This window comes from Paenibacillus germinis, assembly GCF_013141785.1.
GTDB lineage: Bacteria > Bacillota > Bacilli > Paenibacillales > NBRC-103111 > Paenibacillus_E > Paenibacillus_E phytorum.
Genome location: NZ_WHOC01000121.1, coordinates 61,860 through 85,637, shown reverse-complemented (window position 1 = coordinate 85,637; position 23,778 = coordinate 61,860). Strand labels below are relative to the sequence as shown.

19 protein-coding genes are annotated in these 23,778 nt (G+C 45.6%); all 19 read right to left on the bottom strand.

Features of this window, described 5'->3' with window-relative positions; all coding sequences use genetic code 11:
• Positions 1-19: 19 nt before the first annotated feature.
• Complete coding sequence (locus GC102_RS22965; protein WP_171691561.1) at positions 20-892, bottom strand: metallophosphoesterase; 873 nt, start codon at positions 890-892, stop codon at positions 20-22.
• A gap of 184 nt (positions 893-1,076) precedes the next feature.
• The gene (locus GC102_RS22960; protein WP_171691560.1) at positions 1,077-2,468 is read right to left on the bottom strand and encodes a sensor histidine kinase; all 1,392 of its coding nucleotides are present in this window, start codon (positions 2,466-2,468) and stop codon (positions 1,077-1,079) included.
• The gene (locus tag GC102_RS22955) at positions 2,461-3,108 is read right to left on the bottom strand and encodes a response regulator transcription factor (protein WP_171691559.1); all 648 of its coding nucleotides are present in this window, start codon (positions 3,106-3,108) and stop codon (positions 2,461-2,463) included. The genes GC102_RS22960 and GC102_RS22955 overlap by 8 nt, the downstream gene beginning before the upstream one ends.
• A gap of 100 nt (positions 3,109-3,208) precedes the next feature.
• Positions 3,209-3,664 (bottom strand): pentapeptide repeat-containing protein, encoded by a 456-nt coding sequence (locus GC102_RS22950; protein ID WP_171691558.1) that lies wholly within the window; start codon positions 3,662-3,664, stop codon positions 3,209-3,211.
• Between the two features lie 183 nt (positions 3,665-3,847).
• The gene (gene rpmF / locus GC102_RS22945; RefSeq protein ID WP_029193705.1) at positions 3,848-4,024 is read right to left on the bottom strand and encodes a 50S ribosomal protein L32; all 177 of its coding nucleotides are present in this window, start codon (positions 4,022-4,024) and stop codon (positions 3,848-3,850) included.
• A 101-nt stretch (positions 4,025-4,125) separates the two neighbouring features.
• Positions 4,126-5,226, bottom strand: coding sequence for a Ger(x)C family spore germination protein (locus tag GC102_RS22940; protein ID WP_171691557.1), 1,101 nt, complete (start codon positions 5,224-5,226; stop codon positions 4,126-4,128).
• Positions 5,223-6,314 carry a GerAB/ArcD/ProY family transporter gene (locus GC102_RS22935; protein WP_171691556.1) on the bottom strand — a complete coding sequence of 364 codons (1,092 nt, stop codon included), beginning with the start codon at positions 6,312-6,314 and terminating at the stop codon, positions 5,223-5,225. Before GC102_RS22935 ends, GC102_RS22940 begins: the two co-directional genes overlap by 4 nt.
• Complete coding sequence (locus GC102_RS22930; protein WP_171691555.1) at positions 6,295-7,782, bottom strand: spore germination protein; 1,488 nt, start codon at positions 7,780-7,782, stop codon at positions 6,295-6,297. Before GC102_RS22930 ends, GC102_RS22935 begins: the two co-directional genes overlap by 20 nt.
• A 142-nt stretch (positions 7,783-7,924) precedes the next feature.
• Positions 7,925-9,214, bottom strand: coding sequence for an amidohydrolase (locus GC102_RS22925; protein WP_171691554.1), 1,290 nt, complete (start codon positions 9,212-9,214; stop codon positions 7,925-7,927).
• 157 nt (positions 9,215-9,371) lie between these two features.
• Positions 9,372-10,133: a sugar phosphate isomerase/epimerase family protein gene (locus GC102_RS22920; protein ID WP_171691553.1), complete on the bottom strand. Its 762-nt coding sequence runs from the start codon at positions 10,131-10,133 to the stop codon at positions 9,372-9,374.
• Between the two features lie 17 nt (positions 10,134-10,150).
• Positions 10,151-11,215: a Gfo/Idh/MocA family protein gene (locus GC102_RS22915; RefSeq protein WP_171691552.1), complete on the bottom strand. Its 1,065-nt coding sequence runs from the start codon at positions 11,213-11,215 to the stop codon at positions 10,151-10,153.
• A gap of 46 nt (positions 11,216-11,261) precedes the next feature.
• Positions 11,262-13,262, bottom strand: coding sequence for a carbohydrate-binding protein (locus GC102_RS22910; RefSeq protein WP_171691551.1), 2,001 nt, complete (start codon positions 13,260-13,262; stop codon positions 11,262-11,264).
• A gap of 22 nt (positions 13,263-13,284) precedes the next feature.
• A complete protein-coding gene (locus tag GC102_RS22905) occupies positions 13,285-15,735 on the bottom strand; it encodes a golvesin C-terminal-like domain-containing protein (RefSeq protein ID WP_171691550.1) in 2,451 nt (816 codons plus the stop codon).
• 92 nt (positions 15,736-15,827) lie between these two features.
• Positions 15,828-17,348, bottom strand: coding sequence for an extracellular solute-binding protein (locus GC102_RS22900; RefSeq protein ID WP_171691549.1), 1,521 nt, complete (start codon positions 17,346-17,348; stop codon positions 15,828-15,830).
• A 56-nt stretch (positions 17,349-17,404) separates the two neighbouring features.
• Entirely contained in the window at positions 17,405-18,265 is an 861-nt protein-coding gene (locus GC102_RS22895) for a carbohydrate ABC transporter permease (protein ID WP_171691548.1), read from the bottom strand.
• The gene (locus GC102_RS22890) at positions 18,259-19,119 is read right to left on the bottom strand and encodes an ABC transporter permease (protein WP_246321076.1); all 861 of its coding nucleotides are present in this window, start codon (positions 19,117-19,119) and stop codon (positions 18,259-18,261) included. The genes GC102_RS22895 and GC102_RS22890 overlap by 7 nt, the downstream gene beginning before the upstream one ends.
• Positions 19,120-19,400: 281 nt before the next feature.
• Complete coding sequence (locus tag GC102_RS22885; protein ID WP_171691546.1) at positions 19,401-20,879, bottom strand: response regulator transcription factor; 1,479 nt, start codon at positions 20,877-20,879, stop codon at positions 19,401-19,403.
• A 2-nt stretch (positions 20,880-20,881) separates the two neighbouring features.
• Complete coding sequence (locus GC102_RS22880) at positions 20,882-22,696, bottom strand: cache domain-containing sensor histidine kinase (protein ID WP_171691545.1); 1,815 nt, start codon at positions 22,694-22,696, stop codon at positions 20,882-20,884.
• A 24-nt stretch (positions 22,697-22,720) separates the two neighbouring features.
• Positions 22,721-23,767, bottom strand: a complete 1,047-nt coding sequence (locus tag GC102_RS22875; protein ID WP_171691544.1) for a LacI family DNA-binding transcriptional regulator — start codon at positions 23,765-23,767, stop codon at positions 22,721-22,723.
• Positions 23,768-23,778: the final 11 nt, after the last annotated feature.

Below are 23,778 nucleotides of genomic sequence, written 5' to 3'. Positions count from 1 at the left end.
AACTATATTCATCTCCTGACTATTCCAATGATTGTCCCTTTAACGTCATTACTGTGAATTCTGGCCGGCAATTAAAACGTAAAGGAATTCGAGTCATTCCAATACCACGTGTTGTATAAACCTGTAGCCGACTGTTGGGGATTTGATACAAACCGTTTGTATATTTGCTCCCATGAGGAGGCGTGTATAACGCCCCAATCAAAGGAATACAGATTTGTCCTCCATGACTGTGTCCTGACAATTGAAGATCTACTGGAAATCGGCCATATTGATCGGCAAAATCAGGTTCATGTGCGAGGAGAATGGTGCAAGAGTTCTCAGGTATTTGAAGTAACGCTGCATCGATATCTGGTGTTCCAACCCAAGGATCATCTACGCCGGCTACATAAAGTTTATCCTTACCCTTTCTAACTACAGCGTGCTTGTTATGCAGTACATGGAATCCTGCTTGCGATAACCCACGAGTAACAGCTCGCCGATTTCCAAAAGCATCATGATTGCCCAAAACGGCATATTGCCCAAAGGGGGCTTGCAACTGGGATAGCGCAGCTACAGCTTCTGAAATGACCGATACGGAACGATCCACAAGATCTCCAGTAAAGCAAATCAGATCTGGCTTTATTTGACGAACACGCCCCACCAATTCCGATAAATGTTCTGGTTTCGAGTTGAAACCTAGGTGTAAGTCACTAAAATGAACAATTCGAAATTGGTGAAAGGCAGAAGGGAGGTTCGCAAGCGTAACATCTACCTGTTTGATTTCAATCCAATAGGGTTCGATCCAATGTGAATAAATGCCTGATAAACCAGCAGCTCCAAACAGCCCCAAAGCCCCCTGAACACTCTTCTTCAGAAAATCTCGTCGACTAATAGGCATTGAAGTTAATCGCATACTACCTCCGATCTGTGATCTGTCCAAACCACAAGAGCAATCATAGTACTCGTATGTTACATCAATATGACAAAACAAAAAAAAGACATCGCAACAGGCTTTCGCTGGCGCGCGCGTCGCCAGAGCGCCAAAAAAGACCTCTCAGCTGCCGACTACGGCGTGTGAGGTCTGATGTCGCAATGCCTTATTGTCCCTTTAGACATACTGGTAATGAGAAATAAAACTCAATTTCTCCATTCTGCACATGGAGTCCAAACCGTGAATTATGTTTTTGCAAAATGGTTCTTGCAATCGACAAGCCTAAACCCGTTCCGCTAAGCAGCTTATTGCGGGAGCTCTCCATTACGTAAAATGGTTCCCAAACATTATCCCAATGAGATGGCTCCCCATTTGCAAATCCATTCGCAATCGTGAAAAGCAGATCACTCTCCCTATTTCCGATAGTAATCTGGATCTGTCTATTCGATGTATATTTCACCGCATTGGAAATAAAATTGTTAAGCACCATCTCTATCTTCTGCTCATCAGCCAATACCCATGAATCTTGAAGCAAGCTGTCATCCACAGAAATTTCAACATGCTGCTGCTGAATAGAAATACGATGCTTTTGCAATGTTTTGTGAAACAAAGGCCTGAAATCAAAGGGTGTTATCTGATATTGTTCCGTTTGCAGCTTGGAAAGCTCGAGTAATTTGCTAATCAAACCTGAAATATCATCAGTTTGCTGCCCGATGACATCCAAATAAGTGCCATCGTCCATGCCATCTTTGATTCCCAATGTGTAGGCTTTAATTATAGAGAGCGGAGTTTTCAACTCATGTGAGATATTGGCAATAAAGTCGCGTAAATTTTGGTTTTTCTCTTCCATGGCTTGATGTGCTTGCTTTAATTTATCACTCATCTGATTCATACTCATCGCTAAAGACTCAATTTCATCACCGGTTTGAATATCAACTTTTGTGAACGATAACTTTGAAATCCCCTCTGCAGCTTCTTGTATTTGGGTCAGTGGTCGAACAATTTGTTTCGTAAATAACCCTGACAATAGAATCAGCAGCAGCAGCTCTCCGATATAGACATATACGTTAAACTGATTAACGATGGCTAGTGTATCAGTTGAATGCGATATCGATTCACCTACAACGAAAATATAATTATCCTTTTTCAAAAAAGTAACGAGGAAGCTCGATTTCAATTTTTCTTGATTATATATTTTTCTAACCATTGAATTCTCATTAAGTTTTGCAATACTTTCTTCCGTTATCCAGAATTTACTCAGCGTAATTCCTTTTTTGTTCAATTTATCACTAATGATCGTATTTAAGTTCTCATTTTTTTCAAATATCGATGTATATACAACGGTTACACCATGCTTATTTTCAATGACTTCGACATCGCGCAGTAACTGACTTGTATCCATGATTTCAAGTTGTTCGGTTAGTAAAGCTAGCGCATGCTTTTTTTGGTATAAGAGATATTTGGATAAGAAGAACGTATTCATTCCAAAAGAAAACATAGAGACAATAATAAACACCAGTGAAATTCGCAAAATTAACTTTTTATTTAACTTATTCATTCGTTTCTTCCAAACTATACCCCATACCCCGATGGGTCTTGATCCGATGATCGCCGATTTTCTCCCTTAATCTCCGGATATGCGTATCCACCGTTCTTTCTTCCCCCATATAATCGAAACCCCAAACACCGTCTAATAAAGCTTTTCTAGTGATGATAATCCCTCTGTTTTCAATCAAATATTTCATGATATGAAACTCTTTATTGGTAGCTTGCAAGTCCTTGTCATTTCTGAAAATCTTTTGTCCTTCCATATCTATTTTTAAATCGCCAATGAAAATTTGCGTATCCATATGCATTAGTTTTTTGGCTCTCACAATCAATACCCGCGGGTCAAATGGCTTACTCACATACTCATCAGCGCCCGATTGCAAGGCAATCAGTTCATCCTCAGCCTCGTCTTTTGCTGTTAACAACAGTACTTTCGTTTTACTTTGTTTTTTAATTTCCTTGCAAACCTGCATCCCGTTCACCTTAGGCATCATCCAATCGAGAATTGCTAAATCAATTTTATTCGTATAGAAAATCTCTAATGCCTCTTCACCGTCCTGTGCTAGAAAGGTATTAAAGGATTCTTTTTCAAAATAAGCCTTTAAAATCTTGATCATGAAGGGTTCGTCATCGGCGATTAATATATTCATAAAAGACTCCTTATTAAAACCTATTTTATCGACAATCGGTGAGGAAGTATCCGTTTAGCACAACAGGCCACCGAACGAATCACCGGTAGCCTGCTTGATCTTAGTCCCTATTTTTATATTTCTCTATTAAATCTTTAATCAAAATCCCATCAATTCTTAACCCGTCAATATTACAATTCTTGAGTTCCACGTTTGTAAGATTGCATGAGTCAAATATGGCGGTACTCAAATCACTGTTTTTAAACATTACGGGCTCGACATTTACCCAATTTCCCGTACCAGGCTCTCCAAGCAAATGACTTTTTTCCGCTTTAGGACGAACAATATTCTCAAATATAGTTCCTCCCATCTGAATCATATTAATAGTTACACCCGAGAAATAAATATGTTCCCATTTAGAATTCACAAAATTCGTATGCGCAAATGAAGTATCTCTCATATCAATATCATGAAAAGATGACTCTTTGAAACAGACCCTATTTATCTCTTCGTTTCTTAAATCCTGCAGTTCCAATCCATTATTTGAATCCAATACTTTCTTTTCTGTAAGTGGCATTGCAAACGTCCTTTCATAATGGATTATTTAAAAGAGTTTGATTATACTAAGATATACTTTTCGTTAAACACTTCAAATTCCCTTTTTATGTAAAAATGTTTTCTCCATTTTAATTATACTTCCGTCTTTATAATACAAAAATGACACTCTACTTGTAGAGTGTCATTTTTGATGCAATTCATATTATTGAGCTTTTACGATCTCTCTACCCTTATATGAACCGCAGTTTTTGCAAACATGATGTGCCATTTTTAATTCTGCACATTGTTCACACTTCACCATTCCTGGCACAGCCAGTTTAAAGTGAGTACGGCGCTTATCGCGACGTGTTTTGGACGTTCTTCTTTGAGGAACAGCCATAGTCAAAACACCTCCTGTTATTTCATAAATCAACAAGAGATATCATAGCGTTCTCCATATACTTTGTCAATGTTATAGATTCTACTACGGATCGTAGGTCCCTAAAAAACAATTCCGGGTCTCGATATTTCTACCTTTACGTTGGGTTGAATTGTAATTAGCGGATAGGTGTTGTTCCAATCCACAGTCTTCCAATAATTAGGATGGAAGGCCATGATCCTTCTGCCTACTCCAAAGACATCGCAATTGGCTTTCTGGAGCTTCTGAACGACCTTCTGAGCTTCCTGTGTCAGCTGTTTTGAGAAAATCTCGTTCATTTTGGAAACCTGTCCGGCTTCATCTAAATGATCTGGAGAGAATTCCTCGGCTTCTGCCTTCAGCAGCAAATCGATGGTGACGACGACCTTGCCATTATTTACATCAACATCTAGTTTCCGTTTTGTTTGAAATACACTGAATGTCATTTTGCTGCCTATTTTCTTCGATTTATTAGGAATTGGTAATGTCAGGCTTGCCTTTTTACCCATTCGATCAGCCAGCAATAAACAGAGTTTTGACTCTTTAGTGTCTAAAGATCCTGTTAAGGATTTACTGTTAAACAAGGCTACTCCCTTAATATGTGGGGCTCCTTCCCCAACCGCCAGATACGGCAAAATCACATCTTGACCAGGATCAAATAAAACTGTACAAATCGATTGTATATTTTCTTCTGGAACAATCGTGAATGATTCTGCACTGAGAATTTGCTTATCCAGGTTCAAGATGAAATTTGGCTTTCTCATATATCCTGTTTGCAAAAGTGATTCGGCGCGACCTTCGACAACCCCTATCTTGGCGTTTAAAGCACTTTTCGGATCGCGGTAAAAAACATCCAGAACCGCATAGATATCAGACTTCGCCAGTTGTTCTCCAATCATAAGAAACCGGTTCTTGGCTCCGTCCGGAACCAAGGTTAGTTTTTTTCCCAAGTTACCTCTTGCTTCTCGAGCTGTTTCACCAGTAACCGATATGATTTCGGGTGCATTCCTCTTCTTATCTGATACATCCGGTAAGACGAAGGTGACTAAGACATTTTCACCTTGATCTTTGTCAATGCCTATCCCTAGAATTAAACGAACGTTTTTTAATAACATTTGATCCCAGCAACCAGTTAAGAGACCTATGGAAAGTATGCCTAGCAATACAGGCCGGATTTTTTTCATTCCGCTGCTTTCCTCCTTCCTCTTAGGATGGTTAATAGTAATAACGGTATCGGTAACAAATAGATCATGACCAAAGCGAAATAAGAAAACCATTTATTAAGCTTGCTGATAAACAAAAAATTATGCGGTAACAGTGCAATCAGTAAGCAAGCGGCAATGACCAGCAAAGTCACCTTTGAACTGTTACCCGTTTTCAATATTTGGGTAATCCCCGTTGAAGCAAGAAAAACATAATTAGCAATAGACGTCATTACGATCACAACCCAAAGTGATAAAAACAGTAAATCCGATCTTTCTACAATCCTAAAAGAAAACGCCTTTAGCATATATAAAACAGGCTCTGGTATGATACTAAGTTCCTCAGGACTGAAAAACATAAAGCATGACAGGATAATTAATATATAAAATAGGGTGACAAACGTGTATGATATCAACATCGTTTTTAATATGTCTCCGTCTTTCCCCTTGACTTGAGGGTAAACCATGAGCAGCAGTTCGAAGCCAGCAAGCGTAATGACAGCCTCTCTCATACCTCTTATCATAGGACCAATCCCAGATTGACCGATGGGGAAAATATACAAAGGATTTCCTTTGCTCAAAGGGAAAATGATCAAAATGATAATAATGATTAGAAGAATAGAAACCAGTGTTTCAAATCGGACAATTATTTTCAATCTTTCTTTTGCTAGATAATAACTGGTAGCCATCATCAATGACATAATGACCCATTTTGGTGTCGTAGGGAAAATCCAGGCATTAATGATTCGACAATAATTCATGAGGATCAAGCTTGCTATTCCAATAAAATAAATAATATAAAGAACACTAATAAGATGACCTGCAAATTTCCCTGCCATCTGAGGGAGAAATTCGATCATCGTCATCTTAGGATATTTCCTGCAGATCATCCATATCAAGATAATAACCAGGTGGGTCGCAAATCCCGCCAGCAGCATGGATATCCATCCATCCATAGATGCTTGAGAGTGAACACTGTAAGGAACAGTCAGTGCTCCCTCACCTATCGCTGTTTGTATTGTGAAAAAAGCCAACTGCTTTTTGGAGATACTATCTTTTTCTGCGCTCATGCTTCACCCATCCCCTAGAAAATAATTCCCGCAGCTTTTTTTGGGGAAGACTGTCCGCAGGACGCCGGTTCATTTTCCAAATTGGCAATCGAAACAGAGAGTCTTTCAAATCCCTCCATTTGAATGGAGAAAAGGGGTAAAAATAAGGCGTTCCAAACCCCTCTAATTTACTCAAGTGAATCACAATACATGTAAACCCGAACGTAATTCCCAAAAAGCCGAAAGTAGCAGCCAAAATCATCATTGGAAAACGCAGAAAACGCACCGTCTCTCTGAACTCATGGGATGGTACAACAAATGAAGCTAGGGCCGTTGATGCTACCACAATAATCATAATGTTGGACACCAACCCCGCTTTCACGATGGCATCTCCAATAACAAGTCCTCCAACAATACCGATTGTCTGTCCTACGGCAGTATGTAATCGCAATCCTGCTTCTCTTAACATTTCAATGGTTATTTCCATCAGCAGAGCTTCAATAATCGGAGGAAACGGAATTTCCAGTACGGCACTTTGCATGAGAAGCACCAATTCATTCGGGATGGTTTCAAAATGGAAAGTGACAACTGAAATGTATCCAGCTGGTAGTGTTATGGCAATAAAGAAACTCGAAATTCTTAACAAACGGAAGAAGCTTCCGTTAATCCAACGGGCATTGTAATCGTCTGGTGACTGATAAAAAGCAAAGAAATTGATTGGTAAAATGATCGCTTTCGCTGAACCTTCCAATAATACGGCTATTCTTCCCTCCATCAAATTGGCTGCTACTCTGTCCACTCTTTCGGTACTCAATATTTGAGGGAATGGGGAAAAGGGGGCATCTTCAATGAGCTGCTCCACAAAACCCATTGAAGCAATATAATCGATACGGATCGATGTTATTCTCTTTTCTAACTCGGCCACAATTTCTGGATTCGCCAATGACTCGATGTAAACCATCGCCAGACGCGTATTCGTCTCCATGCCTACCATCAAATAACGAATCATTAGATCCTTGTTAACCACTTTTCTTCGGATCAGATGAAGGTTCGTATTTAAGCTTTCAATAAACCCTTCATGCGAATCTCCGAACACCTTCTCATTGATTGGCTCTGTGATGCTTCGTCCAATCGAAGAGGATGTATGAAAGATGTAAAAATCAGTCTCACTTTCACAATCGACAACACAGCCGCCATTCAAAATGGCTTCAACCGCTTGTTCGATCAAGCAAGTAATTTGTAGCTGATCCAGAGGGATGACGTCTAGAAACTCGCCTTCTTTGGTTCGTTTCAGTGGAAAGATGATCCTGTCCAGGATCGCATTTTGATCGGTTAAGGTTGCCAAATAAATCAAATTGACTTGTCGCTGATTCCAATTTAGTGATTGTATGATCAGATCTTCCGTATCGTTTAACAGTGTTTTAAAATAACTTTTTCTTTCTTGTAGCGTCGAAAGCCCCATATCCTTAATTTCTGGATTTTTACCCAACTTTTCATCACGCTGCCCCTCATTTCAAAGGTTATTTTCTCCAGTTGGATTAAGGAGTATTCATAGGGTCATGATAATGAAAACCATACTTGGTTGCTTTCGTGGAACAACAAGACAAAACGACCCGTGTTCGTTCATAATCCTAGATTCCCTCTACGATCCGTTTCGCACGAAACGTTACTTGTTTTAAAAGCTCATCTTCATCAATCGTTATTAATTTACGGTTTTTCATGAGCACTTTACCATTAACTATCGTTGTATCAACGTCGGCTCCATTAACGCTATAGGCAAGCAGCGACTCAACATTATGGATAGGCTGTAAATGCGGTTTGTTCATATCTATGAGAATTATATCCGCTCTTTTCCCAACTTCTAATGTTCCTACTTCATGATCTATGTTCAACAACTTAGCACTTCCTTTGGTCGCCATACGCAAAACCTGCCCGGCGGGAAGCACTGTCGGGTTGCCATAATCTAATTTCTGCAACCAAGTAGCCGCCTTTATCTCCTCAAACATATCAATAGTTGTGGCACTTCCTGCTCCGTCCGTCCCCAGACCGACAGTGATGCCCTGATTAATCAATTCAAAAACAGGTGTAATCCCACACCCTAGCTTTAAGTTACTTACTGGGTTATGCGCTACTCCTCCACGCATCCCTTTCAAGAATCTAATATCCCGTCGGTTCAGATGCACACTATGGGCTAAGAGAACATGTAATCTTTCAAAAAGACCTTCATTATACAAATACTCAGTGGGCGTCTGGTTGTATTTTTCTTGAATTTTAATTACTTCTTCCTTTGTTTCGGCTAAATGAGTATGTATTGGAAGGTTCAACTCTTCTGCAATACTTACGATCTCCCTTAATGCTTCTGGAGGGCACGTATACGGTGCGTGGGGGCCTAACATAGTTGAAATCCTACCTTCAGCTTTTCCATTCCAACGTTCAACCAGTTCCAATGCTTCTGTTAACCTTTTACCTCCATCGTCCTGAAGAAAAACCAACCCTCTCGTTAATGAAGCACGCATGCCAACTTCTTGTACCGCTGAAGCAATTTCATTCATATGGATGTACATGTCAGCAAAAGCTGTTGTTCCTGATTTGATCATTTCTGCCATCGACAGCTTGGCACCCCAATATATATCTTCAGGGGTCATTCTGGCCTCAGCCGGCAGCATTTTTTTCTCTAGCCAATCCATTAATTTTAGATCGTCCGAAAAACCTTTTAACAAGCTCATCGGGGTATGTTGATGGGCATTAATCAAGCCAGGCATCGCAATCATTCCTTGGCCTTGAATAACTTCGTCTGCCTCATCTGTCAGTTGGGTCCCCAACTTTTTGATCTTGTCTCCTTCAATGAGTATATCGCCAGTAAAGGGTTGATCATCATCGATCATCGTAAGTATGGTTACATTCTTAATTAATGTTTTCAAAAGAAAACCTCCTAATATCTATTGATAATTAGGAGGTTAAACTATGACGTTAGGTTAATGTCAACGACTTTAAAATACGTATAACAGAACACACCGGCGAGGGGGATAGATAACAATAATTGCAGAGAAGTTATTCATTTATCCTGACAGTCATTTACTATATAATTTGGGCAATGAGCTTTGTCAGATTGGTATAGCTGGTCGACACGCATCCCATCGGATCCGTCCGGCACATGTCCTGCTCCACCACATACCACTCCACGCCGTAAGCTTCTCCCCATATCAAAATCGGGGCAAAATCAATTACTCCCGTGCCGACTTCCGCAAAGGTCATCTCTTCGTCGTCTGTCACATCCTTCAGATGGACTATCGGCATCCGACCTGCATATGGTCGAATGAATTCAAACGGATCAAGCCCCGCCTTCTGGATCCAATACACGTCGATTTCCGCAAGGATGCGATTATCGAAAGCAGGGTTCAACATGTAGGCCAGTGCAGATTGGCCATTAATCATCGTTTCGAGTTCGAAGGCATGATTATGGTAGCAGATGCGAAATCCTTCGTCCTCCCACTGGCAGGCAACTTGATTCAGCTGTTGTTTGATCTCCGCATACCCTTCTTCATGTCGCAGAGACGGCTTAATAAAAGGACAAACGATATCTGACGTACCGAACAAACGAGCATCCGACACCACCTGGTCCGTGCGATGCACGATATCGTCCAGACTGACGTGAAGCCCGGCAGCCTTCAATCCCGTTTCTTGCAGAACAGCCTTCAGCTCCATCGGATCGTAATCGTGAAATCCGGCGAACTGGACACCTGCCCATCCCTGCCTCTTTAATTCTCTTAGAACACCCGGGAAATCCGCTTGGCAAGCCTCTCTCAGCGTGTATAATTGTACGGCAAGCTTATGATACACACCACATGTCTCCTTTTTTACAATCTAACTTCCGCACCCAATTCGGCGGACTGGTATAACGCAGTTAATATTTTTATCATATCGACGCCGTGCTGAGGAATCAAAATCGGATCTTCCCGACCCTGCACGACTTGGACAAAATGCTTGATATGTTCGCCGTGCGCATCCACCGTGCGGTTTCCCATTATCGGCTGGATATTGACGAGCTGGCCAGCCGTTTCCCCAAACAGCTTGAGCTCCCCCTTCACTAGGCTCGCTCCGGCCTTCGTACCACGAAGCTCGAGGAATGTCCCTTCTTCCTGCACGTTCGACGCCCAACTGAATTCAATCTGCAAGGTCGCGTTGTTGTCGAAGCGGATGAAACCGGTCGCCAAGTCTTCGACATTGAACGTGCCCTCCTCCTTCTTCTCCCCAAACTGACTATGCTCGGAATCGGACAGGTCTGTTCCCGCAAACTTACAGTAAGTGGCTCCGGAGACTGCGACCGGCTTCGGGTTCCCCATCATCCACAGAGCAAGGTCGATATAATGAACGCCGAGGTCAATCAGCGGACCGCCGCCGGACAGCTCCTTGGTCGTGAACCAGCCGCCCTTGCCGGGAATGCCTCGGCGGCGAAGCCACCCGCAACGGCCCGTATAAATTTCACCCATATGGCCTTCGTTGATGTATTGTTTCAAATACTGTGAAGCTGGCGTGAATCGATTATTCCGCATCGTCATTAGTACTTTGCCGTTAGCTGCAGCTGCCTCAGCCATTTCTTGCGCTTTCTCTGGAGTGACGGCATCCGGCTTTTCGCAGAACACGTGTATGCCCGCCTTCAGCGCTGCCACCGCAACCTCCGAATGGTAAAGATTCGGCGTACAAATATCGACAGCATCAATGTCCCCATGACGCAGTAGCTCCCGATAATCCGTATACACGAGTGCAATGCCGTGCTCGTCAGCAAGCTTTTGCGCCCGCTCCTGTACAACATCGCACAAGGCGACGACCTCAATTTCTGGATGCTCCAACCAGGCAGGCAAGTGCGCTGACCTGAAAATGTTACCTGTTCCAACAACACCAAGCTTTAATTTACGCGACATTCCGAGTGCTCTCCTTTATTTTTCATGGTCTCGTTCCGATAATGTCCTAATCCAACTTGGTTAGCTTGACATAGTCCAACAGTAACGTGTACCCCGAGCTGCTAGCATTCTTACCGAAAACCTGAAATTTAAATTGTTTATTGCCCGCCGTACTGAAATAATAGTTGCCTAGATCCTTCTCCACATAAACGGTGGAAGCCTGATACTCATCCTGCTGACTGCCGAAATTCACTGCGTCGATGCTGAGCTGATAGATACCTCGATCACTGAAAGGTTTCGATCTTACTTTGATATCGTAAGTGCCTGGCAGCGGGATATTGACCGTATAGGTAACGTAATCGCCCGCTCCATTCGCATTAAGTTTATCTCCTGCGCTACCGCTCAGATTAGCGTCGTTCACAATTGGCGTATGCGTGTCCCCAGTGGAAACGGTTGTTGCTAAATCTTCAACTTCAGCTTTTGTTACCGTAGGGATAATTTGCGTTACATTTCCTTTCACATATTGGATCTCTTTGGTGAGCGTTATTTTGACAACACCGTCAATCGGGGCAACTGTTTTCGTATTGCCCATCATATCCGTTACCGCCAAAGAGCTGTTCGACTTCAGATAAGCATTTTGCGTAGAACTGTCCGTCGTCCACATTGTTCGGATTACATCTGCGCCCTTCGAAAATGTATAGCTCGCAATAGATGAACTGATATTATCTACATTGCCGAAGGTCGTGTCTGACAACTGTCTCGTTACTGCGGCGTATGCAGAGAAAGCCTTTTTCGGCACGTACGCACCTTTCGGATCATTTGGATTTCTCACGAGACCGCGACTGTTATCCACGTTAGTCGGATCATATATTTTGTCTTGCAGATTGTAGAAACTCATCAAGTTCAGACCATTCGCGTAGCCGAGAATCGTTTTCTGAGCGTGGCGATATGCTTGGAATTCTTCCGTGAAATTTGCCGTAGAAATGCCATTCTCCGTCATATCCATGGGGATGGTCACATTGTTGTTATAGAACTTAATACGATTATTGAAATCTGTTATATCACCAGCCAGAATATTGGGATCTGTATTATAGTTGTGAAATGAGAAATGATCCATGTAGCTCAGCCCACCTAAGCTGAAAAGCGTATTAGGGAATGATGCATTAGCCTTATATGTATTGGCAACTACACCGCCCATTATTGGTAAATTCGGAGCCGCATTCTTGACGACAGGATAGGTAGCTTTCAACAGCTCGAAGTACGCTCCCGGCCGCTGCTCCGGCGTAAGCCCCGTTGTGTAAGTTGCTATGTCCGGCTCGTTCCATACTTCCACCCATTTGATTTGACTCGGATAACCTTGAACAACAGCTTTCGCGTAATTGGCATAAGCCGTAAGTGCTTCCGTACTTGTTGGGTAATTGCCATTATCGTACAAGGGATTATTCAATGCAGCCGTAAAGATCATAGACAGATTATTTGCAGTAAGCGTACTCATAAAATTGTTGTGATACGATTTGAAGTTATAAGTTCCTTTGGTCGTATCTTCAATATCGGACCATCGGAACGAGTCTCTGATATATTTAACGCCTAGTTTCTTCGCGATGGGCAGCAAAACAGACGCATCTTGAGCTATTCCATCGGTCCGGGCCGCATGCGTCTGCACGGAGAAGTGGGAGCTCGTCACTTGGCTAAGATCGAAGTTCGATACGACGGCAAAAGAGGTTACCTTCTGAAGGGTTACGGCGCCGCTGCTGTCTTTCGCTTTGACGAGCAGCTCAAACCAGCCGTACTTGTTCGGACTTACTGTAATGACAGCCGATCCAGAGCTGACGGGCATGGTTCCACTTTCCACTGTGTTACCCCAGTAATCCGTGTACGACCAATCGACTGAGGCTCCGTCTGTTTGCACAATAAATGTCTTCGCATCGTTTTCATAGAAAATATTTCCCGTCACGCTCTGCACGATCGTCAACGACGCCGCTAAAGCCGGACTGCTCCCCAACAAGCCTGATAAAATAATTGTTAAGCATAGGATAACGCTGCATAAAGATTTACTTCTTGTTAACATTAGAAACACCCCTTCTCAACGGTTAATGAACCCATTCGAACTTGACGGCGTCGGCGATGGTGAAGCCATGGGCGGCTCCAGTGATTTTCACAAAGTTTCCTGTCCCTGGCGTTAGATGATAAGTTCCGATTAAATTCCACATCCCGCCATCCACCTTCTGATTCACGGTCTGACCGGTGTCCGTGCTGGCTCCGTATTGAATAATCAATGGAGCGGCATCCGCCCTGTTCGGTCCGGAGGGCCACCACATATAAAGCTTGTAATCCCCTTCAAGCGGAATGTCGGGCGTCCACATGGCCCAGCTCGTCTGGCCTGCCGCAGTAGATTTGTAATGAGCATAGTTCGTTCCATAATATCCCTTCGGCTTGTCGCTCGTTGACCATTTTGAATGGAAGGTAGCATTGAAGGTAGCTCCGCTGTCCGTATTGTCCACGATAATATCTTGATCGACGCTCAACTTGGTTAGCTTGACATAGTCCAACAATAGCGTGTATCCCGAGCTGCTGGCGTTCTTGCCGACAACCTGAAATTTAAATTCCTTATTGCCCGCCGTACCGAAATAGTAGTTGCCGAGGTCAGTCTCTACAGAAAGAGAGGAAGACCGGTATTCATCCTGCCTACTCCCGACATTCGTCCCATCGATGACGAGCTGGTACGTACCTCGATCGCTATTAAGTATGGATTTTACTTTGATGTCGTAAGCGCCCGGCTGCGGGATATATACCGCATAAGTAACGTAGTCGTCCACTGCATTCGCACTCAGCTTATCCGCGCCGGTTCCGCTGTAGGTGCCCGTCGTTCCTGTAATCAGAGTATGGCTGTCTCCGGAGGAAACGGTCGTCGGCAAGCTTTCTACTTCAGCTGTGATCACCGTCCCTGTTGATACATTTGGAGGGATTCGTGTGATATTCCCTTTGATATATTGAATATTTTGGTTTAGTGTCAATTGGACAACGCCGTTAATAGGCGTATGCATGCGCGAATTCCCCATGATATCGCTAACCATAAGCGGACTGTTGGTATGAAGAGATACACCTTGCGTCGAACCGTCAGTCGTCCACATCGTCCTGATTGTATCGGTGCCCTTCGTAAAGGTGTAACTGGCGATCGAGGAGTTGCTGATAGTGTCTGCACTGCCGAAAGTCGTATTCGACAACTGTCGCGTTAATGCGGCATACGTGGAGAAAGCCTTCTTCGGCACATACGCGCCTTTTGGATCTTTCGGATTTCTCACGAGGCCGCGACTGTTATCAACGTTAGTTGGATCATATAATTTGTCTTGCAGATTATAGGAACTCATCAGGTTCAGACCGTTCGCGTAGCCGAGAATCGTTTTCTGAGCTTGCCGGTATGCTTGGAATTCTTCAGAGAAATTTGCGGTAGATATGCCATTCTCCGTCATATCCATGGGAATGGTCACGTTGTTATTGTAAAACCTGATACGATTATTGAAATCTGTTATGTCGATCGCTAGAATATTGGGGTCCGTATTATAGTTGTGAAATGAGAACTGATCCATGTAACTCAGCCCGCCTAAGCTGAATAACGTATTCGGAAATGTTGCATTAGCCTGGTATGTACTTGCAACTACGCCGCCTATAATCGGAAGATTCGGAGCCGCATTCTTGACGACGGGATAGGTAGCTTTCAACAGCTCGAAGTACGCTCCCGGCCGCTGCTCCGGTGTCAGCCCCATTGTGAAAGTTTTAATGTCTGGCTCATTCCATACTTCCATCCATTTGTTTTGACTCGGATACCTTTGAAATGCCGCTTTCGCGTAATTAGCGTAAGCTGTAAGTGCTTCCGTACTTGTTGGGAAATTGCCATTATCGTACAAGGGATTATTCAATGCAGCCGTAAAGATCATAGACAGATTATTTGCGGTAAGCGTATTCATAAAATTGTTGTGAAACGATTTGAAGTTATAGATTCCTTTGGTTGTGTCTTCAATATCGGACCATCGGAAAGAGTCTCTGACAGATTTAACCCCTAGTTTCTTCGCAATGGGCAGCAAAACGGATGCATCCTGAGCGATTCCATCAGTTCGGGCCGCATGCGTCTGTACGGAGAAATGGGAGCTCGTCACTTGATTAAGATCAAAGTTCGATACGACGGCAAAAGAGGTTTCTGTCTGAGTGATTACGGCGCCGCTGCTGTCTTTCACTTTGACGAGCAGCTGAAACCAGCCGTATTTGTTCGGACTTACTGTAATGACAGCGGAGCCAGCACTAACCGGCACAGTGCCGCTTTCCACTGTGCTACCCCAATAATCCGTGTACGACCAATCAACTGAGGCTCCGTCTGTTTGCACATTAAATGTCTTCGCATCGTTCTCATAGAAAATGTTACCCATCACGCTCTGCACGATCGTCAACGACGCTGCTTTTACAGGACTGACTCCCACGAAGGAAGCTGCGATGACAGTCGTCGCAACAACTAGAGAGCATACCACTTTTGCACTTTTCAACATCATATACACCCCTTTTATTTGATATTTGCCCATTTGGCCAAGCTTAGCTGGCGGCAAGCGACGGACTAAGCTTGGGAGCCATGGATTGCGTGAGTTTACTTGATCAACTCCAGTTCCTTTGCTCGCTTCTGTGCTTCGTCTTGCAATAATTTGTATTTAAAAGTAGTATCCAGCGTATTGAGGAATTCTGGATATTCCGCGAGCGAACGCTTGCTGTAGAGGAATTTGATTAGCTCCTCGTTTGCGTAACGACCAGCATCGGCGGCGTTGTGGCCTGCAGGGGGCAAGACTGAGCTTCCGAAGCTTTTGATTCGTGCGAGCGATAACGAGAATTTGATCATCGGCTCCTCATTTGGAAACTTAGTCTTCAAGTACTCTTCGTTCGGACGACCTGTAAACTGATAATAGTGGAAATAGTTGCCTTCCTTGGCCATCAGTTCTGTCAGCACAATTTTGCCGTTCTCGACCTTGTAGTCTCTGTCTTGGATGCCGTACATAGCCAGCTGATTGCCTTCTTTGGTGGATACATAATTCAGCAGATCGAATAGTTTCTGCAATTTCTCTGGCTGCTTCTCGAGCGACTTCGGAATCGCCAACAGACGAGACGGCTTTTCGGAATCGAAGGAGCTATCGAATTGACCTCCAGGACCCTTCGGCGGAGCGATCTGAATCCACTCGGCTTTCGCATTGATGGTCTTGTACTGAGTAATGAATTCCTGCTTGCCCATATCGGTCCAACTGGAATAAACAATACCCGCTTTGCCTTGGAACGCTTGATCCCGGCCCATGGTTCCCTTGTTTGTCATAATCTGCGGGTCTACGTAATTAGATGAAATCAGTTTCTGAATGTAGCTGAGCGCATCCTTCATCGACGCGTCATGATAAGAGTCGACAACTTTACCGTCCTTTGTGTAAAACGCTCCTGGCAAACCCACACCATATGCACCTAAGATGGGAGAAAAGGCGGAGAAATCCATTCCATTGCCGGTCATCGCAAACGTATCTTTTTTGCCGTTGCCGTCCGGGTCGTTCTCAGTAAACGATTTGGACACGGCCATCAAATCGTCCAGTGTTTGTGGAACCTGCAGCTTCAGAGTGTCCAGCCAATCCTTGCGAATCCAATAAGAACCAAATGGAACGTCGGCGATCCGGGTAATGGCGTAATTTTTTCCGTTGATGACGCCTTTCTTCAAAAGAGAAGGACCCATGAAATCTTTAGCTTGCTTCAGCTTATTGTCCAAATACGGAGTCAGGTCGAGCAGCAGCCCTTTCTGCGCAAAATCATTTAACGTCGTTAAATCTAGCAGCATCATATCTGGATAATCGCCTGCCGCAACCCGCACCTTGAGCTGGTTCAAGTATTCCGTTATGCCCTGCGTATACGACATATCCATATCGATGCCAAGCTTCTTATCGAGCTCCTTCTTGATAATGTCGTTCTCTGGACTAGGTACACCAGAGCCTTCCTGCATAATTTTCAATTTCACTGGGGCCGTATTAGCCGGCACTGTTTCTTTACTTGCCACGCTGCCACCGGTTCCCGAACTGCAGCCAGTCGCAACTAGTGACATGGCAAGAACGGCTGCCGCTGCTGGCATGATCCATTTAATTCTCATAGATGATTCCCCTTTTCCTGTTACGTATGGATATATTGGACCGGCTTTACCCGGAATCAACCTTTCACAGACCCAAGCAGCATGCCTCGGGTAAAATGCTTCTGCAGGAACGGATAAACGGCGATGATCGGAGCACTGGCAACAACGATAGCAGCCATCTGCATGGTAACCGTCGGTACAAGCTCATCCGGGTTATCAAGCGGCTTCTGCGACTGCATCAGAAGATCCCTAACCACCACCTGCAGGGGCCGAAGATTTCGATCTGAGATATACATAATGGCCGAGAAGAATTGGTTCCAATGACCAACCGCATAGAACAAGCCAACCGTCATGATCGAAGGAATCGCGAGCGGAATGACGATGCTGACCAGCAAGCGAAGTTCCTTTGCACCGTCCATTCGAGCAGCTTCGAACAACTCTTCCGGCAATTGTTCGAAGAAGCTTTTCATAATGAGTACGTTGAAGCTCCAAACGGCTGACGGCAGAATGAGCGCCCAGACGGAATTGAGCAAGCCCGTTGCCTTAACGACGAGATAGGTCGGAATCGTTCCGCCACTGAACAACATCGTGAAAACAATCATCAACAGAAACCAATTGCGATATGGCATCCCTTTGCGGCTGAGCGGATAAGCAAGCAGCAGGGTCAGGATCAAGTTAATCGCGGTACCAACGATCGTAACGAATACTGTGATTTGCAAAGAGCGGAGGATGCCGGCCGTCTCCCAAATTTTCAAATAGGCAGTGAAGGTGAACTGCTTCGGGAAGAGAATATAGCCGCCATTCTTCAGCACTTCCGCATAAGGCGTTACGGAGACGGAGACGACATAGAGTAAGGGGACTACACACAAAAGGCCTACGATCGCAAGCAGCAGAACGACAAAAGTGTTGAAAATACGATCATTGCGACTCGTTACCATATGCCCTGCCCCCATTTCTTCGCCAATGCGTTGGAGCCAAGCACGAGAATGAGACATATCGCCGATTTGAACAGGCCGACTGCAGAAGCAAGGCTGAAATTCAACTGCTCAAGCCCCGTCCGGAACACCCAAGTATCGAGAATATCGGCGACTGGGTATACTTGAACGTTATAGAAAATGTAAATTTGCTCAAATCCCGCATCCAGAACGGAGCCCAGCTTCAGAATGAGCAGCAGAACAATCACGTTCCGGATGCCTGGCAATGTAATGTGCCAAATCATGCGCAGCCGGGATGCCCCGTCGACCCTGGCAGCTTCATAAAGAGTCGGATCTATGCCTGCCATAGCTGCTAGATAGATGATTGCGCTCCAACCTGTATGCTGCCATATTTCCGAGCCTACCAGCACGCTGCGGAACCAATCCGTTGAAGTAAGGAACGGTATCGACCGACCACCGGATTCAACGATCCAGCGATTGAGAATACCTGAATTCTCTGACAACAGCATTAAGCAGATGCCATAAATAATAACCCACGATAAGAAGTGCGGCATGTAGCTGAGTGTCTGGATCGCCGATTTGAACCAGCGTACCCGGCATTCATTGAGTAGAATCGCCAACGCAAGCGGTGGGAACATGCCGAATATGAGCTTGTAGACGCTGATCAGGAATGTGTTGACAAGCAGTTCACTGAAGTAAGGCGATTCGTAGAACACCTGAAAATGCTTGTACCAGGGATCCGCCCATGGACTATTCACGATCCCCTCCAGGATATTGTAATCCTTGAATGCGATAACAACGCCGTACATAGGTACATACCGATAAACGATATAGTAGATTATTGCGGGCAGCATCATGAGATAGAGCGTCTTGTAGGAACGTAGCACTCGAAAATGACGGGCTCTCTTGCCTGTTATTTTCGAAACTGCCGAAGGGATTGGATGGATAGGTAACTCGTTCATAGGTCGCCTCCTTTACGTAGAAAGTCTGTTTGTTTGGCCTGCTTTCACTGTATCACGCAAGACTTAAGCGACCTATGAACAAAACCCACTTCACTATGCACATTTCCCACTATATTAAAATTGCCCTGTTCTCCAAGGGGGAGACAAGGCATTTTACGTTCTCACATCTCATCATTTCAATCGCCGCGACGGTAATCGCTTGGTGTCTGATGGGTCCATTTTTTGAACGTACGGTAGAAATAGTTCGGATTCAAGAAGCCGACGAGTTCACCGATCTCATTTACAGGCACTTCCGTAAACCGCAGCGCCTCCTTCGCTTTCTCGACACGGATGCGCTGTACGTATTGGATCAGCGATTCTCCGGTCTTTTTATGGAATAAACCGCTCAAATACTTCTCGTCCAGCTGGACCATCTCGGCCATCGCCTTAACGCTGATGTTGCGATCGTAGTGATCTTGAATATACGCCATAATCCGATTCACCTCGGGATGATCGGTCTCACCTTTGCGGCTTAACGAAAGGGTGAGCAGCGAATCGACCGCCGCCGCCATTGTACGTAAACATTGCGCATGTGAGGAAGCTCGAGTCACTTGGCTTTTATGATAAGCAAGCGCCTCACCACGGCCATCCGCGATAATATCCAATGCGCGCAGCGCAAACGTCTTTACGCCATACCACGAGATACGGTCCCTTTCCATATCTGTCCAAGCCTCCTGCAATAGCGGCATCATGCCGGAAGGACCGCTCCGGCCAAGTTGACGCAGCCGTTCGGATTCGCCACGCCAGAAGGCGCTCGGCAAAGCGTCCTTGGAACCCGGTATGACGCGGAACCACCCCGGTTTGCCCGAATACCAACTGGCGTCAAGCCGCCGGAGTGTGAGTTGCCAATCGCGCGTAAATGAAGCATGCGTCCCTTTCTCTAAGCACGACACAGCGAACGCTATCTGTCCGGGACGAGGTATGCCGCCTAGCCATCTTGGAGGCTTGGAACTCCAAAGAAATACCGACGTCATCCCGAGCGCAGCGTATTGGTGAGCAAGCGGCGGAGTGTGCCATTCCATAAGCTTCCAAGAGTCGAGCAGCTTAGCATCGAACCCTTCGCCTCCATCAAGCGCCGTACAAATGATGACTTGCCCCCAAGCATCATCCCTCGGCTCCTGCTTTGCCGAGGATTCTGATACAACTACACTGCTTTCTCGCAGGCTGCCGTTCATAATTGCTTCCCACTCTTTCGGGTAAGCCGTGTACAGCTGGGTGTGCGAGCGTTCCTGAGCCCGTTTCGTCAGCTGCCTGCTTACTTTGTCGAGGGTCGTTTGCAGCGACTCTGGACTCATCGATAATTTGAGCAAGTAGCCGGTCGCTCCGTACTCAAGCGCCTGCTGAGCATATTCAAATTCATTCATGGCGGTGAGCATAATGAATACTCCGTCGAAGTCCCTCTCCCTTGCTTGACGCAGCAGCTCTAGTCCGTTCAAGTTTGGCATCACGATATCGCTGATGACGAGGTCCGGACGGTGACGCTCCATCTCCTTCAAGGCCCGCTCCCCGTCCTCCGCTTCGGCGACGACTCGGAAACCAAACGCTTCCCAATCGATGATACCGATGATCGAACGACGTACGATCGCTTCATCCTCAACGAGCAAGACTTTCCACATTTTTAGCCCTCCCTTGTCGATTCCAGGCTCCCGTAAGGACGGGAAACAAGCAGCGGCATTGTCATCCGCGCCAACGTCCCTGACTGCAGCGGCAGTAGCTCCAAAGCCGCTTCCTGCCGAAACAAAAGCTTGAGCCGATCCTGCAAATTATGTATGCCGATCGGCTTGCGCTTGCGCGGTACAGTCTGAACCGCCCGCGCCATCTCCAAACCAACTCCGTTATCCTCCACCTCAAGGACGAGTTGTCCGGACTTCACATACACCCGGATCACAATTCGACCATCTTCGATGGTCTTCGAAAAGCCGTGCTGGATCGCGTTCTCCACCAGCGGCTGCAGCGACAACTTGGGCACTAGAGCATACTGCAGCTCTGGTTCGTACCGGTCCGGCTCCAGTTCGTAATGGAAGGCAAACCGATCTTCGTGTCTTACCTGCTGGATATGTGCGTAAGCCTTCGCCATGTCGAGCTCGCTATGCAAATGAATAAGTTCAATATCTGAATTCAGGCTAGCCTCGAGCAGTGTTCCGAGCGACATGCAGATCTCAGCTGTTTCCCGATCCCCCTTGCCCAATACGTTCCACTTAATCGTATTCAGCGTATTGAGCAGAAAATGAGGATTCATCTGCTGCAAGAGCATCTGGAACCGGATCGCTTCTTTCTGCCGCTCCTCTAGTTTCAGCCGTTCAATCAGTTCATTGATATCCCCGGTCATCGTATTGAACGTCTGAGCAAACTCCAAGATCTCTCCTTCGTATTTATCCGTCGGGATCGAGACCCGAAACTGCTTGTCAATCATTTCGGACATTTTCTTGCGCAGCAGCTGCAGCGGGCGGGTCACCCGCGACAAAAGCGCGAATGTGATCAGGATAAATAAGCCGGTAAACAAGAAGAAGGATGCGAAAAACTGCCGCTTCAATGCCTCGATGTCACCAAAGAGCAGCTCCAAAGGAAACTGGCCGACCAAATACAAGCCTACGGAAGGTATCGAGCTTGTATTTAATATATGGGTCCGATTACGATCGACATAGTAAGGCTCTTTGCCATCGTCTAAGGAGTGGACAATCCTCAGAATGTCACTAGGCACGTACGTATCCGTACGGCTTTGGTAAACAATTGTCCCCTGACTGTCAACTATGAAATACTCTTGCTGAATCAGGAATTGACTAACGCTCGAGCGGATCCATGACTGATAATCGAAATGTACCGCCACGATTCCTTCCGGCCGTCCCGTCTCGTCGGTCAGCGTCATATAGAATGCCAACTTCGGTTGCTTACGCGGGGCCGACTGCGGCTGACCTTCATCTTTATCCTCGGTATCCCACACATAAGACGCCTCCCCATTAAAAAAAGACCGCACAATCACAGGATTTAGCGCAGTATCGGTAGATGGGCTATTCGTATCGAAATATTTTCGCCCGGATAAATCAGACAACGTATAGTTTACAAAAGAGCTTGCCAATCCAAAGTCGTTCTTTAGTGATTGCAAGGTTAACATGATCGGATCGACGGTCGACAAAGCTGTCGTCGGGTTGGATTGCATCAAGGGCGGATTGCGAAGCCATTCACGAATCGAGGGCTCCTTCTCCAACCGAAGCGAGCTGTAGAACATCAACGATCGAATGCGTTCGAAATTGTCCTTCACCTGATCGAGCTGGTATTGATTCTGCTCGCTGATTCGCTTAACGTATACGCTTTCAATCGTCGAGTAGCTGCGAAGCTGAAGAAGAGAGAAGGGAATTAGGATGAGAATGAGAAACGATAAAAACATTTTATTCTTTATCGTCTTGGGCAACAGCTTCCGCCATGTGAATCGCATATCTATCCTCCTATCCCGCCAATCCTAACCTTCAAAGTGTTTCAGTGGCAATACGGTATTCCCAGCGTAAAAGGCCCCTTGTACAAAGGTATGCTCATAAGGCTTGGATGGATTAGCGAGACGCCATAGCATCCGCTCGGCCGCACGGGCTCCAGCCTCGCGGACAACTAGAAACGGTCGGGTCAGGCCGGGAAGAAGGTCGTTGCGGTCATCCTCCAAGCTGATTAGCGAACAGTCGCCAGGAATGCTTCGCCCTGCGAGACTGCAGGCATAATAGATCCAGGCCAAGTCGTATTGAACAGCACTTAAGATTGCCGTCGGCTTCGTCCGCTTCAGCTTTTCCACCACTTCCGCAATCCATTGCTCTTTATCGCTGATCGCGCCAATAACATGATCTTCCGAATTTACGCTTTGCCCTACCTCCTCCATCGCTTCCTTAAAAGCCCGCCAACGGATGGAGAACCCACGGTGCCTTACCGTATCACCAATGTACAAAATGCGGGTATGCTTCATCGATGCCAAATAGCGAACGGATTGCCAGATAGCAGTTCCGACATCCCAGATGACGCTGTCTACCTTTTCGGCGGGCATTGGGAAATTAATCATGACACGGGGAATCTTCAAAGAAAGCAGCAGCCGCTCCAGCCCCGGCTTGATCGCTGGAGGAATGAAGACTCCATTCCAGTAAGCAACGTTCTGCTGTTCCAGCCACTCCTCGATGACGCCTGCTTCATCACTCTCCGGAGCGATTAATGTTTGAACGGTATGCCCGAATTCCTGCAGCTTTTCCTGCAGTCCCTGCAGAATCAATTGATGCAACTTGGACATGTTGCCGTTTATGATAAATTTGAACACCCGCGGATTCGCCGAGAAGATCGGGATATGTTCGACAGCGAAGCCACGTTCTTCCTCCTTGGTGCGGTAACCTAATCTTCTCGCCGCTTCCAGTACAGCCCTTCTTGTTTCTTCGGACATGCCAGGAAGTCCCCGCAGCGACTTAGACACGGTATGGATCGTTAAATTCAATTCCGAGGCAATATCTTGGAGCGTTACTTTCTTCTTGATCGGCATTATGACTCCCC